General features: G+C 34.1%; 12 protein-coding genes. 1 reads left to right on the plus strand and 11 read right to left on the minus strand.

What is annotated here, in order from left to right; genetic code table 11:
• Positions 1 to 616: 616 nt before the first annotated feature.
• The 4 genes from QFZ28_RS15665 to QFZ28_RS15680 form a co-directional block, all read right to left on the minus strand.
• Entirely contained in the window at positions 617 to 1522 is a 906-nt protein-coding gene (locus QFZ28_RS15665) for a hypothetical protein (RefSeq protein WP_307195497.1), read from the minus strand.
• Entirely contained in the window at positions 1440 to 2033 is a 594-nt protein-coding gene (locus QFZ28_RS15670; protein WP_307197043.1) for a GmrSD restriction endonuclease domain-containing protein, read from the minus strand. The genes QFZ28_RS15665 and QFZ28_RS15670 overlap by 83 nt, the downstream gene beginning before the upstream one ends.
• Positions 1984 to 2409, minus strand: a complete 426-nt coding sequence (locus QFZ28_RS15675) for a DUF262 domain-containing protein (RefSeq protein WP_307195498.1) — start codon at positions 2407 to 2409, stop codon at positions 1984 to 1986. The genes QFZ28_RS15670 and QFZ28_RS15675 overlap by 50 nt, the downstream gene beginning before the upstream one ends.
• A gap of 154 nt (positions 2410 to 2563) precedes the next feature.
• Positions 2564 to 3544: a restriction endonuclease gene (locus tag QFZ28_RS15680; RefSeq protein WP_307195499.1), complete on the minus strand. Its 981-nt coding sequence runs from the start codon at positions 3542 to 3544 to the stop codon at positions 2564 to 2566.
• Positions 3545 to 4145: 601 nt separating this feature from the next.
• On the opposite strand from QFZ28_RS15680, the gene QFZ28_RS15685 reads away from it, so the two are divergent.
• On the plus strand, positions 4146 to 4349 hold the full coding sequence (locus tag QFZ28_RS15685; protein ID WP_307195500.1) for a hypothetical protein: 204 nt from the start codon (positions 4146 to 4148) through the stop codon (positions 4347 to 4349).
• 560 nt (positions 4350 to 4909) lie between these two features.
• Here the strand turns inward: QFZ28_RS15685 and QFZ28_RS15690 are convergent.
• The 7 genes from QFZ28_RS15690 to QFZ28_RS15720 all read right to left on the minus strand — a co-directional run bounded on the left by QFZ28_RS15690 (position 4910) and on the right by QFZ28_RS15720 (position 21488).
• Entirely contained in the window at positions 4910 to 5041 is a 132-nt protein-coding gene (locus QFZ28_RS15690) for a hypothetical protein (RefSeq protein WP_307195501.1), read from the minus strand.
• A 370-nt stretch (positions 5042 to 5411) separates the two neighbouring features.
• Positions 5412 to 7667: an N-6 DNA methylase gene (locus QFZ28_RS15695; protein ID WP_307195502.1), complete on the minus strand. Its 2256-nt coding sequence runs from the start codon at positions 7665 to 7667 to the stop codon at positions 5412 to 5414.
• Positions 7668 to 7721: 54 nt separating this feature from the next.
• Entirely contained in the window at positions 7722 to 8780 is a 1059-nt protein-coding gene (locus tag QFZ28_RS15700) for a phospholipase D family protein (RefSeq protein ID WP_307195503.1), read from the minus strand.
• Positions 8781 to 8994: 214 nt separating this feature from the next.
• Positions 8995 to 12390, minus strand: coding sequence for a DUF1998 domain-containing protein (locus tag QFZ28_RS15705; RefSeq protein WP_307195504.1), 3396 nt, complete (start codon positions 12388 to 12390; stop codon positions 8995 to 8997).
• On the minus strand, positions 12335 to 13828 hold the full coding sequence (locus tag QFZ28_RS15710) for a DEAD/DEAH box helicase (RefSeq protein ID WP_307195505.1): 1494 nt from the start codon (positions 13826 to 13828) through the stop codon (positions 12335 to 12337). Before QFZ28_RS15710 ends, QFZ28_RS15705 begins: the two co-directional genes overlap by 56 nt.
• Positions 13797 to 17129 (minus strand): hypothetical protein, encoded by a 3333-nt coding sequence (locus QFZ28_RS15715; RefSeq protein WP_307195506.1) that lies wholly within the window; start codon positions 17127 to 17129, stop codon positions 13797 to 13799. Before QFZ28_RS15715 ends, QFZ28_RS15710 begins: the two co-directional genes overlap by 32 nt.
• A gap of 690 nt (positions 17130 to 17819) precedes the next feature.
• Positions 17820 to 21488, minus strand: coding sequence for an AAA family ATPase (locus QFZ28_RS15720; protein WP_307195507.1), 3669 nt, complete (start codon positions 21486 to 21488; stop codon positions 17820 to 17822).
• Positions 21489 to 22279: the final 791 nt, after the last annotated feature.

The raw sequence follows: 22279 nt of genomic DNA on the forward strand, positions 1-22279 counted from the left end.
ACTATAAAATCAGAGCGTGCCTCCAGTGCGACAATGCTTTATCAACAAGCCTAGAAATTCATAAATCCAACAGTCCCCCAAAACCTGTGATTATATCTTCTCCGTTTATAATAAAAATAGGTTTCGACATTGATTCACTGATCAATCCTATTAATGATTTAGCACGTTTAATAAAGAATTCATTAAAGTTATAATTTCTCAAATCATTTACGTCAATTTTATGAGTTTAAGAACATAGGGACGGACCTACTGTTTACAAATTTTCGGGACAGTACCTCGATTATTATCGATTGTACTACATATGGAACATACTAATCAGTAGCGTCATCCTTATCTTTCAAAAAAACCTAAAAATAATAAGTCTACTTTGCTTTCTTCGTCTGGGAATTTAATGTTCCAGCGTCTTTCCATAAATGAGAGTAACTTTAATCCACGTTTGAGGATTGTATCCGCATTCATTCATCGTAGGCAGAAACTTCAATTTCACTATGGGAACCGTCAGAATAGCCCCGTCGTACTTTTTGGCCTTGAGCGTTTAGTTTTGCTGTTTTTTTATCTAGAAAGCTATCATTTTGTAAGCTTGAGGTAATCATACTTGAAAGTGGTAAGAGATTTCCTAAACTACCCGTAAGTATTGTTTTTTCTTCCTCAGTGAAGTCTTGAACTTCTCAATCCAATAATCATTGTTTGCTGTTTGCGGATAGATATGTTCAACTGATACTTTGTCCTTCTCACTTTTCGTGAAATACTGCCAATCGATTTTTTGGTTACCAAATTGGTGTACCTTTTCTGCCTCGTATTCGTACAGAAAATAGCGGAGACCATTCCATTCATAGAAACCATGTCCATTTTTGTAAAGACGTTGGATATATGTTTTAAATGGCTGGTAATCAAAACCAGTTTCTGGTTTTAACCAATTCTCTAAACGCTGGCGTAAAAGGCTACAAATTTGATTTATTGTGATTTCACCATTGCGTAATTGTCTCGCGGTTTTATAAAATTCATTGTTTCTAAAAGTTGTAAAAGCGCGACCTAAACGAAATGCAATAAATATAAATCTTTCTATTTCCTTAAATAAGAGTATCCTGTCTGTAGTATCCACACCTTTGGAAATAAATGAAACTGTAACGAGTGGTCTAAAATAGGCTATCCCTATCCGGTTAAGCCGATCGATCCATAATCTTTCTTTAGCCGTTAACTGATTATCACCAAAAGGATTAAATGTATTGTACCAATGCTCAGCTGTTGATTTAAGGTTCCCAACATATTCCTCTATTTCTTTTGGAGATAGTTTTGATTTTTGCTTAATATTAGGAAGTTGTTCTTCATCAGCATCATCATCTCCATCTTGAGGAATATCTCTTTGTTCCTCCACTTGTACGAGGGAGGTTTCCTTGACATCAACCTTGTTATAGACATTATTTGGTGTGAATTTTTCATCAAGTAAGAAACATATAATCGTCTCCTTTTTGTCGAGTGTATTGAAAATACATAATCCAATGGGCGGTAAGAAAGTCGTCATCAGAAAGGGGCTTTTGTTTATTCCTCCCTAATTGATAAAACACTTCTTTCCATGCATCATTTATTTTCTCCCTTAACACCTTTTGATCATCTGCTTTAAGTTCTCCATCATCATAAAGGGTTGTGAGATAAATGAGACGATTCTTTAATAATTCTAAATTAGATAGCTTCTTGCCCCGATTATTCATTGTCTCAAATGCAACGAACACATCAAAATCATCGTGAATCTCATGAAGATTAAACATAAGGTTTTGTGTAACTTTCTTAAACATTTTCTCTATTTCATCAATACCATACTCTTGATAATAATTTAATAAATTTTCTTCGAAGAAACGCCTCGCATTTTCTAAATTGAGAGTATAAAATGTTTCCTGTATACTTCCCCCATCCTTCTCACCTAAGATTCGATGCCTTAAATATTTGAAACTTGGGTTGTCTGTCTCATATCCGAATTTATATGTATTAATTATAAACTGAGGCGGCTTCTGAAAAACAAGGTACTCCTCTTTGATTTGTTTTTAGACTAAATGTACCAATATAGATATCTTCATCTTTTTTATCAGGTTGTATAGATTTAAAGAGATTAACAATTTCCTGAATTAGAATAACAAACGTGGTTAGGCGTTGTTGACCGTCAACAATATGAAATGGTTTGAAGCCTCTATCTTCTATTAACCAACGTTCTTCATGCCACTCTTTCGAACTTTCCTTATTAACTTCCTTTAGAGAAAGCAAACCTGTGTAATGAAACTTTTCTATCGGCAGGTTAACAACATCCTCCCAGAAATCCCTTAACTGCTTATGCGTCCAGGCATATCCCCTCTGATAAACAGGAATTTTAAAAATCCTATCTTTGAATATACTTTTTAAAGACTCTAACTCATGCACAGGCTCCAACTCCTTTACTTTTGAATTCAACTGTCAACTCATATGTATCATTTTTAATATACTGTATAACAAGATCTTATCTTTATTAATGATTTTCACCAGGAATTATTGTATTCAGTATTTTCAAAGAGCTACTCCATTCTCCAAATTATATCTACTCCGGAACATACATTTTTTTCAATGGCAATAATGACCTAGCATCATTTGGCATTTTTTCATACCAATGATTTATTAACTCTACAAGTTCTTCTAAATCCACTAATCTTACAGAATTATGCTTTGCAACTGCTTCCGCATGAGATGTGTAACCACCAGTTGAAACAAACAAAGCATTTGCATCCATTGGATTAGCACCCAATAGTTGTTGAACTTCTGGTGCTGTTGCTGAACTTTTACGGTGTTTAACTTGGACTTTAATAATTGGTTTCTCGAAACCAAAAGCATCTTTGTATGCTAGAATATCTACTCCGCCATCCGGGCCCTTCGGACTTACTTGTACGTTATAGCCCATAGCAACAAGTAAACCTCCAACAAGTTCTTGCATCTCCCAAGGGTCTAACTTATCAACTTTATCTATAATTAATACTTTTGCCTTATCGATTAAATCCTCAACAATTTCATTTTGTACTTCTTCCTCATCTTCAACTGTAACAGCTTGAGGATTATGCAATAACTTTTCCAACTCACTCCCCCAATCATCCACACGAAAAACAGTAAGTGTGGAACCTAAACTATTTTTCGCAGATTGAGAAAGTTTATCTCTTTCTATACTCATTTCATACCAATCGACACCAATTATATTAGGGTAATCTGGGTGCCCGATTAATTTATCAAATTTATGTGTTGATGAGACAGTACCAACTAAATACTCTCTTTTCTCCTTTGAATATGTAATAACCTTATCTCCACTTTCAATCTCATGACTAAAACGCCAAACTTGGCTTACCCAACTATTAATTGACTGAGGTTTACTTTCACTAAATTTTTGTTGGACCACCTTTAGAAATTCAGATTTTGTATGATAATTCTTAGGGTTACCAAAACGCTCCCATCCAATAGAAGCAATCCTCTTATCTATCCAAATAGGAATAAGCTCGTTATCATCTCCAGCTCGAATCATCCACCATTTATTCACGTTCCCAACTCCTCTTATGTGTAAATATTTGTTAATTTTATAGTATCAAAACAGATTGTCTCTATCCACATTTTCCATTCAAAACAGTATGAATACAAAATAAAAGAGATCTTCCAAAACCTCTTTAGTAAATAAATTAACATCAAATATGAATAATTAACATTTTTATCTAATCTTAAAATAATTGGAACCCAACAATTCCGATATTCATAATAGGACATAAACGCACCCATATGCCCTATGACTTTTCATCTTGCATTTTCTAAATATTTCACCATACATCAGTAAATAGAAGTTAAAAAGTCACAAAAATATCCACCCGATGATCCCTGTGGAAGAGTGATTCGGGTGGATACCGCCTAAATCCCACAGTGAAGACCTTCACTGCTATATATATTATAAAGGAAAAAATATATTGTGGTATTTTTTACATCATGCATCATATGCCTATTTCAGTAAAGCCTCCTGTGATTGTCAATGTTCCTTCATAAATAACAAAATACAATCGACCCCCTGAACAATTCGACACCTCCCTCGCTTTCAATTAATCTCATTTTATAGAGTTGCTAACTCTAATTAACAACTAAGAAGGTGAAGGGTTTTGAAAGGCGACAATAAAAAGAACATAATCCCGAAATTCAGAGATGACCTTGATAAGAGAAGTAAAAACGTAGTGTTTAAAGATCTCTCTAAGATTATTAAGGAAGAATATCCCAAATTTTATAAGGAGGTGGAGTATATGATTGATAGAAATATAGATAAAGAAGCTTTAATTGATAAAGTAAGCCTTCTTGTAAGCAGCTAGACAGTAAATGAAGAATTTGAAAAGAGATTATTTCATACCTTACTAACTCATTTTGAAACCTTATATGATGAAAATGAAGAACCACGAATTTAATTATTGTTTGATATATAATACGTAGGATAAGCTCGTAATTAAGATTATATTCATCCCTTATACCGTATATTACCATTAACCTTAAGGTCAGGTATTGTATATAATTTAAGTATATTCATTTCTTTTAATCTTTTATTGTCATTTCTATCACACGATAGGATGTATCGTTGCTGCTATGCAGTAAAACTGGTCAAGTTCCTTTATGTAATCCTAGGCTAACCATGCCCAAAAAATCAAATGTATGATAGTAAGAATTAATCTTAAAAGTCGATAACAGCCATATAGGCCAGTGTAACTAGTGTAACGTACTCAACGAAATGAGTGTGTTAACCTATGTCCTTATACAGGCCTTTTTGTTTTTTTAAAAAAGAGGAGTTTAGCCAATAACCATATTTTCTGGGAGTTAAGAGGCTTATAAGACAAGTCATCCTCTTTGTTGTACATCGGATCCATAATCTATGAAGACCTTAAATAGATTGACGGATATTAAGATCATGGGAATGCAGGCAGCCATTTAAATTCGAGAGCCGATCGCTTCCTTGGGCGTTAAAAAATGCAGGGATCGTTTTATTGAGTGGTGCACTAAACAATACAATCATGCATTTGGCAAAGACATTAGCACCCGTCTCTTCGAGTTCATATTTGATTTGCTACGTCGATGGAAGATGATAAAAATCAACCACTTGCATTTGTGGGTGTCGACATTCGTACTTAATCACTTACAAATATATAAACTGAGATAGATTTTATAGATTACTAATTTATCAATGGTTTTCCACTGATTCTAGTTTATCGTTTACAATTACTCGAGCTCATAGAAAAACATCAAACGCTTGATTACGATTATTCAAAGAAAGAGAAATATCTGCATTATGAAAAACCTTTTTTAAAAATTCAGTCACTAAAGAAGGACTATTACCATAGAAAAAAGCCCTCTAAGTAGAGAGCTTAATAGTAACTATTGTGAACTTATTGCTTATACAAACTCAATAGCACCTTCAAAAGATTTTTTATAGTTTCACGACCTTTTAAAGCATCATTGGGTTCAATTACGTTCGGGTGTGCTGCTTTATTTCTTAATTCTCTTGTGATAGTAAAAATCTTTTCATAGTAATCCCTGTTAATAAATCTTTCGTCAAAGGAATTCAGCAAGAAGATTTTAAAGTCTTGGAACAAAGGACTACGATCAGCACGACTTCCTGTTAATTTAATTAAAATTAAAGACATTGTACCTAGTTCGAAAAACCATTGGGATTCGTCTTTTTTCTGTAAAATCTTTAGTGGTTTTGCAAAGATATAACTATCTTTATTTATGCTTCTTGGATTGCCGTTTTCATTTAATTGAAGATCTTGCGCAAATGTGTCCTCTACAACAATTCCTCGATTTTTTAAATCCTTCATATAAGGAATGAAAATCTTTTTCAAAAGTTCGTTTTCAAGTGTCCGACAGTATTGGATAATAAATGGTGACGGGTCGCCATTTTCCAGTCTACTAATGTTTGCAAATAATAATTCAGCATTAGGCAGAAATACTTGGCTAAGTAATTCTAACTTGAACCAGTTAGGATCTACCCATGCTCTCGCAATTTCTATATAAGCCTCTAAGCTATCATTAGACATTTTCTTAACTGTGTCATCAATTTTCTGCTCAATAAATTTTATTATTTGCTCTTCGTCAGTCCGTAAAGTTTTTATAACAGCGATATCTGAGACAAGGCCCTTTACGATGTTTAACACTTCATCCACTTTTTCAATTAAGGTTGTTAATTTGTTGTCAATCTTATCGAAGCGGTTCTGTAAAAACGACATCAGTTGGTCATTATGCTGTTGTTGCATTCTTATATTTAGTTCTTTTTGAAATTCTAGTTCTCTCTTTAAAGCTTCTAATTCCTCTTTACTATTAGTTTCTTCAATATATTTGTCGCTGATCCTGTTTAGGTTTTCGATAGGTATAATTGGAATCCTAATCTTTTTTAAATCACTAAATCTTAATGACAGAATGGCTGTACCTGTCATTTTTCTATCTGCCTGAAGCTGGAACATCTTTTCCCCATCTTCTGTTTCCAAGTAAGTCTTAATATACTCATTATCCTTCGAACGTATGATTGCTAGCATCTGTCCCGCAACACACGGTGGATCATTTTGCTTGTAACGATAAATCATTCGATTACCAAAAAGACTGATAACCATATCTCCAGGAACCAAAATGCTTCTCTTCATCCGATCTGATTCAATTTTGTCTATATAATAATCACGGGTAGCATCCACTTGAATGTCTATACCATTACTAATATGTCTTGGTGTTAGTAATAAATATTTGCCTTTTTCTTCCCTTTCCCCCGGTCTAATATGGCTTCCTGGAATAACCTCTGCTAATTCTTCGAGCTTCCATACTTCCTTACCCCGTAAATATTCTTGTATTTTATCGTACTTAGGGTCAAAGAAATGACGGTCCCACCTTGCTGTCATTCGATTTTTCGCAACATAAAAATCACCTGTTTTATTCCTGTACCCATCAATAATTTCAAATCGATTATTTTGATATTCAGGCATATAGACTTTGGCTGCTTTGTTTTCCATATTGTTCCGAATAACTAATAACGCGGTCCTAATTGCAGTTCTACTTCCTCTACCAGGGGGAATAGCAACAATCATTTCAAGATCATAATTATTTATGATTTCTCTACGTATATCCCTGTAATGTTCTGAAGTTAAAAATCCATTGGAGCACAGAAAAAGTAAAGTACCATTTTTCTCTAAAATAGATAATGCTTTCTCCATATAAAATTCTTCTAAAGGTAATTGCCTATCATTTACTCTCATCCGTTCACCTAGTGGTGGTACACAAAAAACTAAATCGTATTTTTCTGTAATGTGCTCTACAATAGGATTACCTTGATTAATATTAATTGTTGGAAATTGCTCTTTAGCATAATCCACATTCTGCTGGCTCAGCTCAAATCCTTGGATAGTTTCTGCCTCATTTTGAAATGGTACAATTAGTGTTCCGATTCCAGATGTTAGGTCCATGACCTTCTTCGGATGATGCAATTTTCCTAACTCGATAAGTAGTTGAACAATATTACTGGGTAAAGTATGGTGTGACCCTAATCTTTGGTCATCACTTGTTAGGTTATTCCTATTATTACGGTATGCAGAATCATTTGCTCTATTTGTCGACATGTGTACCCCTCTTTCCAGATTCTTACTTCCAATTTTAACCACGAATTAGTGGGCATTCGTCTACTAATCAAATCTTTATTCGAGCTTAGATTATCTTTATTTAAAAGAAACTTTCATTTTCCTAAGTTTCCCTTTAAAATCCCCCAAATCTAATGGAATTACCTCTTTTTTCTTAGTTTTAAAATTAGTTGATCTTAGAAAAGGATTGCCTTTTTCATCAAAGCTAACATGGAAAGACCAATCGTTTACCTTATTCAGATGGGAGGTAATAAGGATTTTTTTCATAGTTGAAAAAGGAATCTTAATCTCTCCATCAGGATTAATCTTCGTCCCACCCAATTTAAAAATAAAATCCGCTTTTTCTTGTTTTGCGTGTTCACCAGTAAAATTACTAAATGTAAATTTAAAGTTATAAGGATAATCTTTCGTCTCCGGTAGTTGTTTAGAATAAAAAACCTTTCCATTAGGCTTAGAAATTTTCATTTTTGTTTCCCATTCTAATAGAAAATCTTTATATACTTTGTGTATCTCGATACCTTCCTTAATGATTTTTATCAGACTTTCACTGAGCTTCAGATTTGAAGAAGGTAAAATATACCGATCATAGAGATACTCTACATCAATTTTGGTTAATTTAAGTCTAACTGTCTCTTCGACATTCCCATGGTCCTTTCCATTCCAACCTCTTGAAGTGAAATTGGCAGACCCAATATAGGCTATATTGTCATCAATTATATAAATTTTCGCATGAAGGTTATGTAAATATAGTAGACTAAATCCCTTATTCTCCAATGCTTGCAGGGCATCTATCTCGACACTTCCTGTTATATAATCTATGCCAGGAGGCTGAGTAACTATTTTATAATTAAGGTTTGTCGGCAACTTCTTAATAAGTTGATTTACTGCATCCATTGTAATATAAGGTGAAATGATGGTTATCGATTTTTTGCATTTCTCAACCTCTTTTAAGAAAGTGGTAGAAAAGGAATCACCTAGTAACTTAGTCAATCTTATTACCTCCAATGTAATTAAAGGAGTGCATCCAAATGAGGATAGTGTATATATCTTTTTCGACACCAAAAGCAGAATACCTTCATTAAACTCTTCTGGCTTTACCATGAAATTAAACTTGAATATACCGGACAGGTATAACATAATCCTTCTCTTTATTTGGATTTGCTAGAACAGTAACACCTTACAGTCAAATTGTGCTATATCTGTTTGACGTATATAAAGTATGGTAAGTATCGTTAATGTATGCAAAAAGGGGAGCCTATTAAAATTAGCCTCCCACTTATATTAATTATTTTTTCCAATTCAATATCGTTACTATCGTCATTTAAGCTAATTGACATTAAAATATATGATTCTAGTTAATATACTCATTCAAAAACTCTTCCGCTAGCCCTCTGGACAAATCTTCATGACAATATTGATTCGAGTAATCCTTCAAGCAACCATAACAACTTGTTTCCTTCCCGCATTGACAGCTGGAAACTATTTCAAATGCAGAACGTAATACTTTTTTCAAATGACTGTATACTTCTTGCATGTAACCTGCCCCGCCAGGAACTTTGTCAAAGATTATTATTGATGGCGATGTCCGATTATTATAGCGGATACAGCCATCTATATCTCCCCTGTTGATACCAAGCGCTGAACTGATTCCATTCAGAAATGAATAAAGGATAGATTCCCATACACCTAATTCACCTGATTTGTTTTCGAATTCAATTTCAAGAATGTCTGTAACAAATTCGTGCCCTAGATGGACTGGTCTTGATTCAATTGTCCCCTCGCAAGACTGACCACTTAAATTTTTGTGGGAATTATTCTTTCCAAAGAGCATGGAACCACACTTTGTACAAATTTTATAACCGTCTCCCTTTCTTCCCCTGCTGACAACGGAAAGTTTCCCAAACGGAGAATATTTAACCCGCACTGTCCTAGATTTAAAGATAAGTACGTTTTCCATTTCACTTTCTATTTGTTGAGCCTTTATATTTTCGTCATCTGAGTAAAAATACTCAGAAAAGAATACACGTGAGCGGTTCTCTCTAACTGGCTTACGACCCCCAGCTTTTTCCTTTTTCACAGCGGTAAAACCAAACTTAGGAATAATCATTTTATGAACTGCATTTTCAGTTCCGCATCCTTCACATAATGTCTTTCTATCCGGATGACTTGGATTCAACCTTTCAATCACTCTGTAAGTTTTACATTCTTTACATTCAGTATAAAAGATGGTTGGAACTTCAAAACCCTTTAACTTACGAATACCAGTACTTTCAAAAATATAACCATTTGCGACAATTTTGGAACCCGGGGCGTATTCTCCTATCGCGATGGACAAATCTCTGCTAAGCCGGATATTCGATTGTTCCGTATCAAAAACCGTCATCTCAACAACATCTACCGGAAATCCGTATTTTGGAATGATATTATTAGTAGATAAAAAACTAATTAGCCCCTCTTTACTAATTCGATTCATCACTCTCGTTAGTTGGTCAACTGATAAAGATCCGCTATGAATACGATCCATCTTCATTTTGGTTAGTTTATCCAAATCATCATAATACTTGGATGCCGCCTTGTTCATAAGGCTGTCACCTGATAATTGCAAATCCTTTTCCCAACCAATTAAATCTGGGTTTGTTACCATGTTCAGTTCCTTAGGCCGGATATTTTCAACCGAATGTATTAATTCAACCGGAAGATTTTTTACATATTGTTGAAGTTTCTTTGGACCAGAATTTGCTGTCATTGCTTCTAGGAAGAAATCTTCCGTTCTGCCAAATAGTTGTTCATTTCCTCTAAAGAATGCTGATAAAACTAATGAATTTAGATGGCGTTTAAATATTTTCGGATTATCCATTTTAAGTACTGGCGGACTAATATGACCAGCTATGATTCTCTCAGGCTCATTAAAGTAATTTAAGTCGTGTGACCTTCTTTGAGCAAACGTCAATACAAAGGCTACCGAAGATTTTCTTCTTCCTGCCCGCCCCGCTCTCTGGATATAGTTTGCTGTTTCAGGGGGAACGTTTCTTAAAAAGACTGCTTCTAATCCCCCCACATCCACTCCCATTTCAAATGTAGTAGAACAGCTTAGCACGTTAATATTTCCTTTTACAAACGCTTCTTGGTACTCAGAAGCTTTTTCAGGAGATAACTGGGCTGTATGTTCTTTTACCTTCATTTGAACAGCAAGTGTTTCTTTATAAAGTCTTACATAGTGGGAACGTAATTCACCCTTTTCTTTTTCTACTAGGGTTCCCATACATCCGTTTGTTGGGCAAATATCATTGATGTTATGCGCAGTAATTCCCTTACAGTTTGTACATTCGTAAATTGGCCCCTCCTGGTTAATTCGCCAAATAGAGTGTTTAAGCACATTGTTCCCGGCTTTTGTTTGAAAAAAGTAATTAAAGACATATTGACTATTTAATAGGTTCCATATCTGTTCCAAAACAAAACGAGCCTTCCCCAATGCTTCACTTTCACTAAGCCCCTTTTTAAGAAAGATTTTTTTTACATAATTTAGTCGTACATTAGATTTCTTTGGATACCAAGCAAATACATTCGCTTTGACATTTAAGCTCTTAAAGTTAACGCTTGATTCTTGGTTAACTGGAGAAAACCTTTCAGATTTGGGATAGCTTCTTTCTAAGTGGGATGTTGCGTTTTTATATCTTATCGTGCTTAATAATCTAGTCAATAAAACTTCAAATTCTTCACTGTTACTTAACCCGCAAAATTGAGCTATATCATCTAAATTTTCTTCCATTTCTTCAGGCAGTGTAACAGAAAAGTTTACTAATCCAGTTCCCTCTAATGAAATTCTTTCATATCCTTTAATTAGTTCTGCCATGACAAATTCATCGGCAATTGTTCTTCTTGCAATCGGGTCCATATCTTTCTCAAAAAGATTTAAACTAGTCGCCCGTTTGAAAACCTGATCAGACAACGTATTTAGACTGATATCATCGATTCCCTTAAAATCCTCTAATACGTTTACCATTAAACTTCTCCAAATGATATTTTCATATGTCCTCTCCAGGAATGGGGCGAAATAGGCAGCTTCCTGTCTGGAATCGGAAAATACTAATAACTTTTGTGGTTCGAAAACCTCTTCTGCAGGGGCTTTTGTTTTTGTCTTTTTACCAAAAATCGCATCTAGACCTGTGATACCGGTGGTTGGAACTTTCTCAACTATATTTTGATTTGCTATTAATTTCTTCGAATCTTTCACAAGCTGTTGATAGAGAGAAGTTGCCAGCACACTTGCAGGTCCATCCTGCCCGGTTAGAAATAATTTAATCGGATTATTTCTCTTTTTGCCGCAATTATTGCATTTTGAATATCCATTTAACTTCATATCTTCTTTTATAAGTGTAATTGGTTTTATTCCAATTTTTTCTCGTTCCTTACAACAAAATGATTCTGGATTGGATTTAGACCAAATGGCAGAACAACATGGACACAGTTCATAATATTGTTCATTTTCATTTGCTGTTTCAATGTCTTCATCCTCGTCAAGTGTGGATTCACTTTTTGTTGCAATCATAAAAGCGGAAAAATTTATATTCTCGTCCTGTTGATTTTGTAAAGAACGCTGCATTAACTTCCCTTCCAATATGTCACCTACAAGATGGACTTGCCCACAACTTGAACAAACTCCTATTTCATAAAATGGATATCCAGTCTTTTCATCCATTTTTTTTTGCTTGTAAGGAAACTGATATTTTTGGATATAGAGAAACATAACAGCCTTCTATTGCTCTTATAAATACATGATATCGAGCGGGAAGTAATGGTTCTTCGTTTTCTAACGCTTTAGCCTTAACGGCTACATCCACTAGATTAATAACACCTTGTTTTAAATTTTGGCTATACTCCTTATTATGATAAGCCTGACGGACACTTAACTGTATTAAGATAGCATCCAGGGTTTTAGGCTTATCTTTTAACAGTTCACGCAAATCAAATAAATTTTGATCTCTACTTAAAAATTCATACAAAAACCTCTCCGTCTTCCTCGGGTAACCAAGCAGTTCGTAAATTTCATGCTGTGATAATCGGTGTTTGGAAAGATTCTTTATCTCATCATCCATTACTTCATTTTTATCGGCTATTATTAGCAGGTCCTCATAGATACTCCAATCGGGCAGGAACCTCGATTCATGCTCTTCGGTATAATCAATCCGCTCCGACTCCACTAATGCATTATTGTCTTCCGACTGATAAAAGAACGGTTCATCAAATATTTGTTCTGCAAACTGTAAAACCTTTTTCTTCACATCAGCACCAGTTCCTAACGTGGCACTAGTTGCAATACATTGCAGTGTTCCTCGGTATGGTTTTCCTTTTAATGTTCTGTCCTTTAACCGTCTAAGTAGCATACCAATTTCAGTTCCTGTAGCCCCATTGTAACTATGGACTTCATCAAGAACAACGAAGTTCCAATTATTTGAGTATGGACCGTCAAAAAATACTGTATCTCCCGGTCTCAGTAAGAGATATTCCAACATCGCATAGTTGGTAATTAAAATATGCGGAGGAGTCTGACGCATTTCATTCCTTGACAATAACTCATTAGGAAGTTTGGTCTCTCCAGGGTTTTGCGCTTTAAATTTCTCCAATGCATATCTCTCTATGTTTTCGGTTTCACCCGTATATCTCCCAAAAGTGATTTCAGGCGTATCTCTTAGTAAAGAGCGAAGTCGTTTAATCTGGTCATTAGCCAAGGCATTCATCGGATATATAAAGATTGCACGTACTCCAGGTGTTAGTTCACCATTCTCTATTTCACGAAATAATCTATTTTGAATGGGCAGCATAAAGCTCTCTGTTTTACCACTACCGGTACCTGTTGCCACGACAAAATTTTCCTTTAATGCAGCTTTTCTGATTGCTCTTTCCTGGTGCACATATAGTGGTCGGTCCTTTGGCAGTTCCTTTTGGTTCATGTCTAAGAAGAAGGATGAAAGTATCCCTTCCTTCACTAATTCTTGAATAGTCGCACCTTTTTTATATGGAGCTGTAACTTCCAAATATGGGCCCTTAGACAAGTGGTTTTCTTTATTTAATTCCTCCAAAAATTCATGTTCAATTCTAGAATCGTTTATTGGAAACGTTGTGGCTAGATAATCACGATACGCTTTTTCAATGTTAGCTTTTCCATGTAAAGGATGGATGCTCATATTTTTTCCTCCGTTCTATTGCTGCTTTCTCCCTGGTCTCATATTCTCTAAACCTATTTTTCCAGCATATTAGGTCGTGTAGGAACCATTCCTGGTGTTCTTGTAACATCCACAGACTTATATTTCGAATGAAAACTCGGTCCTTCTCCTCCAACTCGCTTTCTGAATATAAAAGAGAGGCTGTTAAACATGCAGTTATTCCAATTAAATATGGAAAAGCTTTTAGATATCCAGCATTAGGAATCATTCTTTCATTTAAAGTAGATTTAAAGTGGATTGGAATAATCTTTTTCTCCAATAATCTTTCTATTAGATTTTGAATATGCTTTAGGTCCCGGTCCAAAATAGCATTCAATTTTTCACGATATGTAGTTTCGACCGTAATATCGTGTAAATGCCGGATAAAGGCATGTTCAAGGCTAAAGCCCTTTAGAAGTTGTTCGTTAAACCTTCTTCTTTGATTGGCAAGGAATAATTCACGAGTAGTCATGTTATTTAACTTATGAATATCTGTAGGAACATAATTTATTAGATTAGTGGTCCCTTCGAATTTTGATTTCATGACATTCTGAAAGGAATTAACATCCCACTCTTGAAAGCCTATTAATTTGTAGAGAAATTGCTGATAGTCGTAATCATCAACATAAGTTTCAAAGAGTTCCAGTAATCCATCGATATTTTGAATCCCAAAGTCACAACAGCTATCATAATCTTCCAATAATAATGGGAGTAGTAGATTATGATTTTTATATATGATTTCTAAAAGTAGCTCTAATTCTTCGGTAGTCCTATCATATTCTACACCTGCGACATCCTCTAATAATAACCATTTTGAAAAGGTATAAGATTTTGGTGATTGGCTAATATTTTTGAATACTTTTATTCTATCTGAGTTCTCTTTTGGAAAATCTTTTTTAAATAAAGTGGCAAAGAAATCATTTGGCTGCTGTTCCAGCATTTCTACCATAATATAACCCTCGGGAATGCCTTTAATCTCAAGAGAAACTTCTGACCCTTCAACCGTTTTTTGAACGAATGGCCGCCTAAATTGATTTAACATCCAAACTCTGACTTGTAATGCTTCTGGTGGAAAAGAGATGTCCCAATCTATGACAAAGTTTTCCTTTGATTTTTTCAAGCCAATTTGGTTCACTTTCCAATAAGTTTCAAGTGTTAGCAATCTCTGGCTAAATTGACATTCAGGTATTTCTAAAAATAGAGTTCGAGTCCGATAAGTATCATGGATGCCATCGAAATAATCGAGCGCAATTAAGTGCTTTCTGCCCGTCTTTAATCTGTAAGACTTTTGAGCTTTCTCTCCAGTACGAAGAGGTTCATTTAAAAAGAGACTAATAAAATCATGCTTCGTAGAAACGGTTGGGTTTTCTAAATCAATCAATACGAAACTAGACTTCAAATTGAAATTAGCCTTATTTAACATTTCACCCAATGGAAATATAATATTTTCTGCACTCTTTAATTCTGCTATAATAGGAGAACTAAAAACAGTAATGTTGACGGTTTCAAAGGTGCTATTATTAAAAATTGTCCCTTTTAACCTTGACTCCCATGGGTTCAAAATAATATGCCAAAAATTATCCTGTGATTTTTGGATGTTCACTACTGACTCTGAACTAAATTCAATATTTTTTACTGTTTTTATTTGAATGTTTTTTTTATCATTGATGGAATCATAGATTTCTATGTTGAAATCTTCATTTGGAATGAGAATAAATTCATTTTTGTAATCTTGCCCAAGATTACCTGTTAACGATAAAGTAAACTTACCGAATGGTTTACCTATGCTTTCGAATAATGGAGCAAGGGAAAATGAAATATCCTCATTAGAAATCCTCACTCGGTCATCCAATTGCTTTAAGGTAATAGTTTTGGAATAGCTGGTCCAATCATGGCTAAGGCGAATCGTCCAACTTTTGATATCGACTTCTTTCCCCTGCTTTTTAATATGTATGGTAGGAATTGCATTAAAAAAGGAAAACTCACTTTTCACATTGGTACATAGGTTTCCCACCAGTTCAAATGTAATTTGGTCTGGATTTAGATAAATAGGTTTTTCGGGAAAGTTTAATGTATCTGACTCCTTAACGAAAATCTCCACCTCAAAATATCCTGCCCAAGCTCCAAACAAAGGTTTTATATAACATGGATTCTTTCCTTTTTCAACAATCGTGAGTATGTCCTCATATACGACTGCTATTAAACCTCTACTTGGAATCATGTCTTTTCTTTCCTGGATTAAAGTCCTGCTATTAAATAAAGTGAGATTCGTTAAATTGAATAGCCATTCGCCTTTAAGCTCATTATCCGCTAGAAGAGTTATTTCATATTCCGTATTTGGCTTAACCACGTATTCCCGATTTTTGCTGTTTACTGAAAACTCAATCTCATTATGCTCTGTTGACCTGGATATATTGGTGTTTATAACGATTTCTTCATTATCCACCTTAATTAACCATCTTAATTCATGGTATTTATTAATCGGAAACCTTTGTACCGGAAGATTAATAAATACATTTTGATTTTCCGGTGAGTACATCAAGAATGGTCGTTTTATAAACGTTGTTCGGTTGTGAAATTTTAGATCTTGTCCTTCCACATAGCGATCAAATTCTTGTAAGATATGATCTGGAAGAAAATTCCGGTAGTTTTCATAAAAAGGCGTGTTATGTTCTTTCCATACTTCTAAACAACGGGATAGTACATCATTGGAAACATGGTTATTTAGTCTTATGAAATCTCGGACACTTTTGTAGATTCCGTATGTCTTAACATTCCCAGAACTATTTTTATTAAAAGCTGCTACTATTTCTTCTGGCTCAAGGTTATATTCAACACCCTTTTCAATTACATTCCCGATAAAGCTTCTAATATTATGCTTCGGTAAGCTTGCATGACCTAGTATATTATTAATATATTTTTGGGAACTTGTTTTATCAAAAACTACTAAGTTTTCCTTTACCAGAGTTTTAAGGAAGTACCTTTTCCATAAATGATCATTTTGTAAGGAAATCGCTTTCTTGAACTTCCCCCAAAAATTTCCGTCGTAATGGTAAATGGCGTATGTAACGGTTAAATAAAGACAGGTTTTAGGAGCCATTCTCCACATGCTCTTAATCATGTTATCTTCAATACTCCAAGAGTGGTCTAAAATCTTATTAAAGTTTTCCAAAATGGAAAGAAATCTTTGTTGTGGTATTGAAACCTGGCTAATAATAATTACATTGTTAAATCTCTTTGCAACAAACTCTTCTGTTTTAATAAGGAATTCAATATAAGTCACACTTATCACCTACCTTAATAATGAGAAAAACATATACTTTTACGTAACCCAGATTTATGGTAAAAACTACATATTTTTATTATATAACAAAAATTAGTACTTTTGAGCTGTGAGAGATTATTTCCTATTCTCTAAATTTGTCAGTACAGCTGTAATTAATTCAATTGTGGTTACAACCTCTTTAGATCTTCTATCTAATAAATATATTGTATTGTTTAAATCAATAAATCTAGGTATATGGTATAAATACCCATTAACTTAAGTTTATCATTCAGTTTATTAATTCTCACTAATGTATTTCTATAATCCTTACCATTACCCAAACTTAGATCTTACAGAGTTAACAATCTGTAAGGTTTACTGAATAATTTTATTAATGATATATTTTCCTTTCTTTTGGATCAGGAAAAATTGTCTTTCTTCCTATATGCATAAATAACCAAATTCACCAGCTCTATTACAGACATTTAACCCTGCAATTTTAAAATGAATAATCTACTAAAGTTCTTTAATATACATTCAATAAAGAAAAAACGAACTCCTCTATTGGGAATCCGTTCGTAAATCATTAAGCTAACTCCAACCACAACCGCTTAACAATAGAATGAGATGATGAATTAGATTAACAGGTATAAAGGAAAATAACGAGTTATCTAATTTTGTATGTTGGTTTTGGTTAGTGGAAATTAATCAACTATTTGTTATCCATGTTTGAATTTTACTCTCTATTAATGTTGCATCCAAACTTCCGTCTAATCCATCCTCTGTAATTATCAAATTTCCAACAGTTTCTGAAATTCCCACACTTTCATAATTTGCTCTTTTCTCGTCCCAATGCTTTTTATAAGCTTTATTCCTTAGCATTCCAAGATGCTCTAAGTAAGCAGTTTTGCCTTGGTAGCGTAGAGTAAAATCAGGAATATAGGTTTTACCACTAACATCTAATGGTTCTTCATAGGAATACTCAATTTTCATCTTATCGAGAATGTTAGCCACAATTACTTCGGACTTTGATCTTACCATTTCACCACGAACCGTTTTATGGATCAATTTTTCTTCAAAGTACCGTTTTTGTTTACTAGACTCTATCTCAATGATATTTGGAACTTCAAATAAGTCGGTATATCGTTGTTTGGTATCCGAATTCCAGTCATTCGAATACTGAACTAATTCTTGAATTGATAAATCACTTAATATAGTTAGTTTTTCTTTTTGACGAGAAAACGCAGTATACAAAAGTTCTTTTGTAACAAATGAACTTTTCCCATTTATGACTACAATGGTTTTGCCAAAGCTAGAACCCTGTGATTTGTGAACTGTAAGAGCGTAAGCAAGTTCTAACTTAGAATCGCTATTTTCACCACCAAAATCAGCTTTGGTATATGAAAATAGCTTTCCTTCAAATGAGCCAAAACGGAATTTATACCAACTAGTGTTCTTATCTTTTTTGCCATAGTGACCTGGGTAATCTGCCATAATACCGATTTCACCATTTGCAATATATGCTTTCCCCGGTGAACCATCCCAGTAGTCCTTCTCACCATTAACATTAGATATGACTTTATCTCCGTAAACGATATTTTGAACAGATTGAGGACTGTTTTTTGACCTTGTATATGCATTCCATTTCTCGACAATGTGTTGACGATATTTTTGGTGAAGTTGGTTATTCAAATAATAGCTTCCTGCACCAATAAATTTAGTTGGAGATAGAATTTGCCAGTCTTCTATATGTTTACTAGTTGGATAATTTGTATATTGACCTACAGTAGCCCCCAAACTTTTGTTGAAACCATCAATATCATCTAGATCAGTCATATTTGCTATCTCAACTAATTGTTCAAAGAACACTTTTTCTAACTCGTCTAAATTGGTGTATTGAATATATTTAAGACGATTATCTGTTTGATTGTTTTGAATACGATAAATTACATTTTTATCAACTGAATTCGAATTAGAGAATAATTGAGCAAATGACAAATCATCCCCACCTGAACCCTGTCTCATCTCAGTCTTCAACGTTGCGACCTTATCAGGATAAGCACTCTCTAAAAAATTTATCAAATCCACAAATGGGTGCCCTGCTCCTATCGGAGGTAATTGATTTGGATCTCCTATAAAGATAATTCTCTCAGCATGAGAATCAACAAGCTTAAGTATGCCAGCAAACATATCTTCAGTCAGCATTGAACTTTCATCGATAATAACGGTTTTGGCAATACTCGAACTAGGTTGGCTTGGTATCTTATAAGACATTGTGTTCCAACTGAAACCTTTTGAACGAATTAAAAATTGTGCAACCGTCATAAACTCAGCTTCAACATTATTTTTCTTAAATGAATTCTCCAGTTGAACTCTTGCTTTCCCAGTGGGAGTCAATGCTAATACTCCACCAGCTTTAATTTCTTTTGAAGAAGCAAAAATCCCCAAAGCTGATGTTTTACCCGTCCCAGCTCTTCCCAATAAGACAGATATTCTAGATGATTCAAGAATCTTTAACGCTTTAGCCTTTTCATCACGAGCCAGTTCATCGTTTTCTTCATTTTTTTCTTGAAATTCTCCAAATTGATCGTCAATAATTTTTCTCCAGTTTTGGTCACTTGATAAACTAGTTCCTAAACGGCTATTTACTATATCAACTACCAATTGTTTATAATCTTGATATTCTTTCAGTTTGATGTAAGTATTTTCCACATCAACGTTCAATTCACCCTCCTGCAAGAACTCAAGAACACCTTCAATCTTTTCTGTTTGAAAATCGGTTTTTTGATCTAATGGTAATTTGTTAATTTCTTCAACAATTTGATCATATTTAAGTAATGTATGGCCTTGATTTGCTGCTTGAACTAAAACAAATATCACCATAGCTCTAAAACGGCGTTTATCACTTTCCGTTCTCATTTTGGTTGGTTTCTTAAGAGGATACTTATTTTCCACCAACGGATTCACAAACATTGCATTATCGATTTGAGAAATAGTAACTTGATGAACGTCCTTTTCTTTTCGTGTAAGTTCGTATAATAGGTATGGGTTTTCAATAATTTCCGCTGCATGATTTTTCAGGTTACCCCAAGCAAAAATAGCTTGTTCAATAGAAAGATTCAATCGAGACAAAAGTTCGAAGTATTTAGTTTTGTTTTCATCTCTGAGTAAACCAAAAAACTCATCCTCTTTATCAGCTAAGCTGTCATCCAATTTTTCGATTCCAGTTTCTTTATCACCTGAAAAGTATAACTTCAATTCAGAAATCAGGTCGTTTTTAGTGGTATCAATATGTTTAGCAACATCGAAACCATATCTAACACCGAAAGCTGATAAAATCGAACCTAATCCTGTGAAAATACCACGTTGACTCCAAACGCTTTTTAATTGATTATCAACATATTCAAGTTGAACATTAACCCATTCATGATTAGCTTCTTTTAGCTTGAGTTTAGCTATATTTTTCAATGAAGTTTTCGCTTGATTTAACACATCGATAGCCGAATCATAGCTGACCCATTCAGCTGCATATGAAAATTCCGCTCTAAAACCTGCTGGTTCAAACAATGTGACACTCGATACATCAAAATCAGGATGATTTTTTACATAATTGGAAATTTCAAGATAAGGCATTAAAAAGCCATCTTTTCCATCATTTCTTATTGAATGAGCTGCATTTGTCTCCCAAATATAGTTTTTTTCGTCACTGCTTCCATCAGACTCATACTCATGAATTTCTACATTTGATACGATATTTCCTATTCCTGCAATAACACGTCGATTATCTTCGATAAATGGAACTTGCTTGTAATATGGAAATATCAATGAATTGTTCGGATTAATTCCGGAAAAAAAGTAATCGAAGATCGCTTTTTGAGATTCTCCATGCGATACCCACGAACTTGACCAATTTAGCATTTGTTCTGTTTTTTCTAAGTCAAAATAAAAATTGTAATATTTTTGTTTTTCATTGGTATTATCCTTTAATGTCCATGAAAAGGGGCGCATTAAGAATGAATGAGGGTGCATCTCAAAAGATGTTTCTTGGAAATGCTTGAACTTAGTATTTCCTTCTTTATATGGATGGTTCATTTTAAGTTCAAGCTTGGTGTCACTCATGAACGCAGCGTTCTCTGTAATCCAGCTTTGCATTTTTGCTGACCCTACTTGTTCGTAACTTTTACCCTTATTCGTTTCCTCAAACTCCAAGTCCCGTGTCGATGCAATGTTCGGGATTACTTGAGCAGCAACATTATACCTAGGATTATTGTCAATGCGCCCAGTATAATCGTTATCCTTCCACGGAATTCTTGTTGAAAAGTGTTGTACATAGTTTGTTTGTGGTATAACATTCTTTTTTTTATCTATCAGGAACATTAGCCTCTCCTCCTAAACCTCTATCACATAGTACTTGCCGTTATCATAAATCGGTCTCCTGGAAAACTCGTATCTATAAACTCTATCTCTTCAAAAGTTCTGTTGGTTTAAAGATTTCACCATAAACCGCATATTTTTCTCGGAAGTATCTATAAATCCCAGCTAAGCCTTATCTACAGTTTCTCCTTTATTAAGTCTCTCATATATACTCATCGTTATTAGTCTATTCATCAACCTTTCTTCTTTGCCAGTAAACTTGTTTTTCATTTTTTAGAATCTCGTCGATTTCATCAATATTAGATGAGGATCATTCGTCTAGATTCTTTTTCTTCTTAAATAGATTTTTTTATATGAAATCACTCCAAGGACTAGTAAATTATAAATACATTTTACACCATAATTATCCATATATCATCATTAATACAAAACACTAGTATTTCAAATAATTAAGTTAAAATTGTTTTCATTTTGCCTATTCCTTTACAATATCCTTCTCCAATCAAATACTCTTGGTCTTAAAAACGAAAAATGAGTAGATTCATTCCTACTCATTTCCTTATTTTCTTTATTGACTTTTTTGTTTCTGTTTGTTTTGGAATTCAATATATCGTTTAAGTGTGAGGTGATAATGAGAGTCTTCAGGATAATCCCTATCAACAGTTGCTATCTAAAGAAGGAGTAAACTCTGTATCTCAATTATATAAACCTTTGTTAAGGATCCCATTTAATCTAATCTTTTACAGATTTGCCTCCCGATTGATAATTCATTCTTTGAAAATCCTTTAATTCAA

Origin of the sequence: Neobacillus niacini (assembly GCF_030817695.1) — a bacterium.
GTDB classification, from domain to species: Bacteria; Bacillota; Bacilli; order Bacillales; family Cytobacillaceae; genus Neobacillus; species Neobacillus niacini_F.

What these genes read in the sequence shown, in the direction of transcription:
- QFZ28_RS15700 (WP_307195503.1), bottom strand. Translation starts at nt 8,780, where the DNA reads ATGTTATACCTGTCCGGTATATTCAAGTTTAATTTCATGGTAAAGCCA.
- QFZ28_RS15705 (WP_307195504.1), bottom strand. Translation starts at nt 12,390, where the DNA reads ATGTTTCTCTATATCCAAAAATATCAGTTTCCTTACAAGCAAAAAAAA.
- QFZ28_RS15665 (WP_307195497.1), bottom strand. Translation starts at nt 1,522, where the DNA reads ATGACGACTTTCTTACCGCCCATTGGATTATGTATTTTCAATACACTC.
- QFZ28_RS15710 (WP_307195505.1), bottom strand. Translation starts at nt 13,828, where the DNA reads ATGAGCATCCATCCTTTACATGGAAAAGCTAACATTGAAAAAGCGTAT.
- QFZ28_RS15720 (WP_307195507.1), bottom strand. Translation starts at nt 21,488, where the DNA reads ATGTTCCTGATAGATAAAAAAAAGAATGTTATACCACAAACAAACTAT.
- QFZ28_RS15690 (WP_307195501.1), bottom strand. Translation starts at nt 5,041, where the DNA reads ATGATTGTATTGTTTAGTGCACCACTCAATAAAACGATCCCTGCATTT.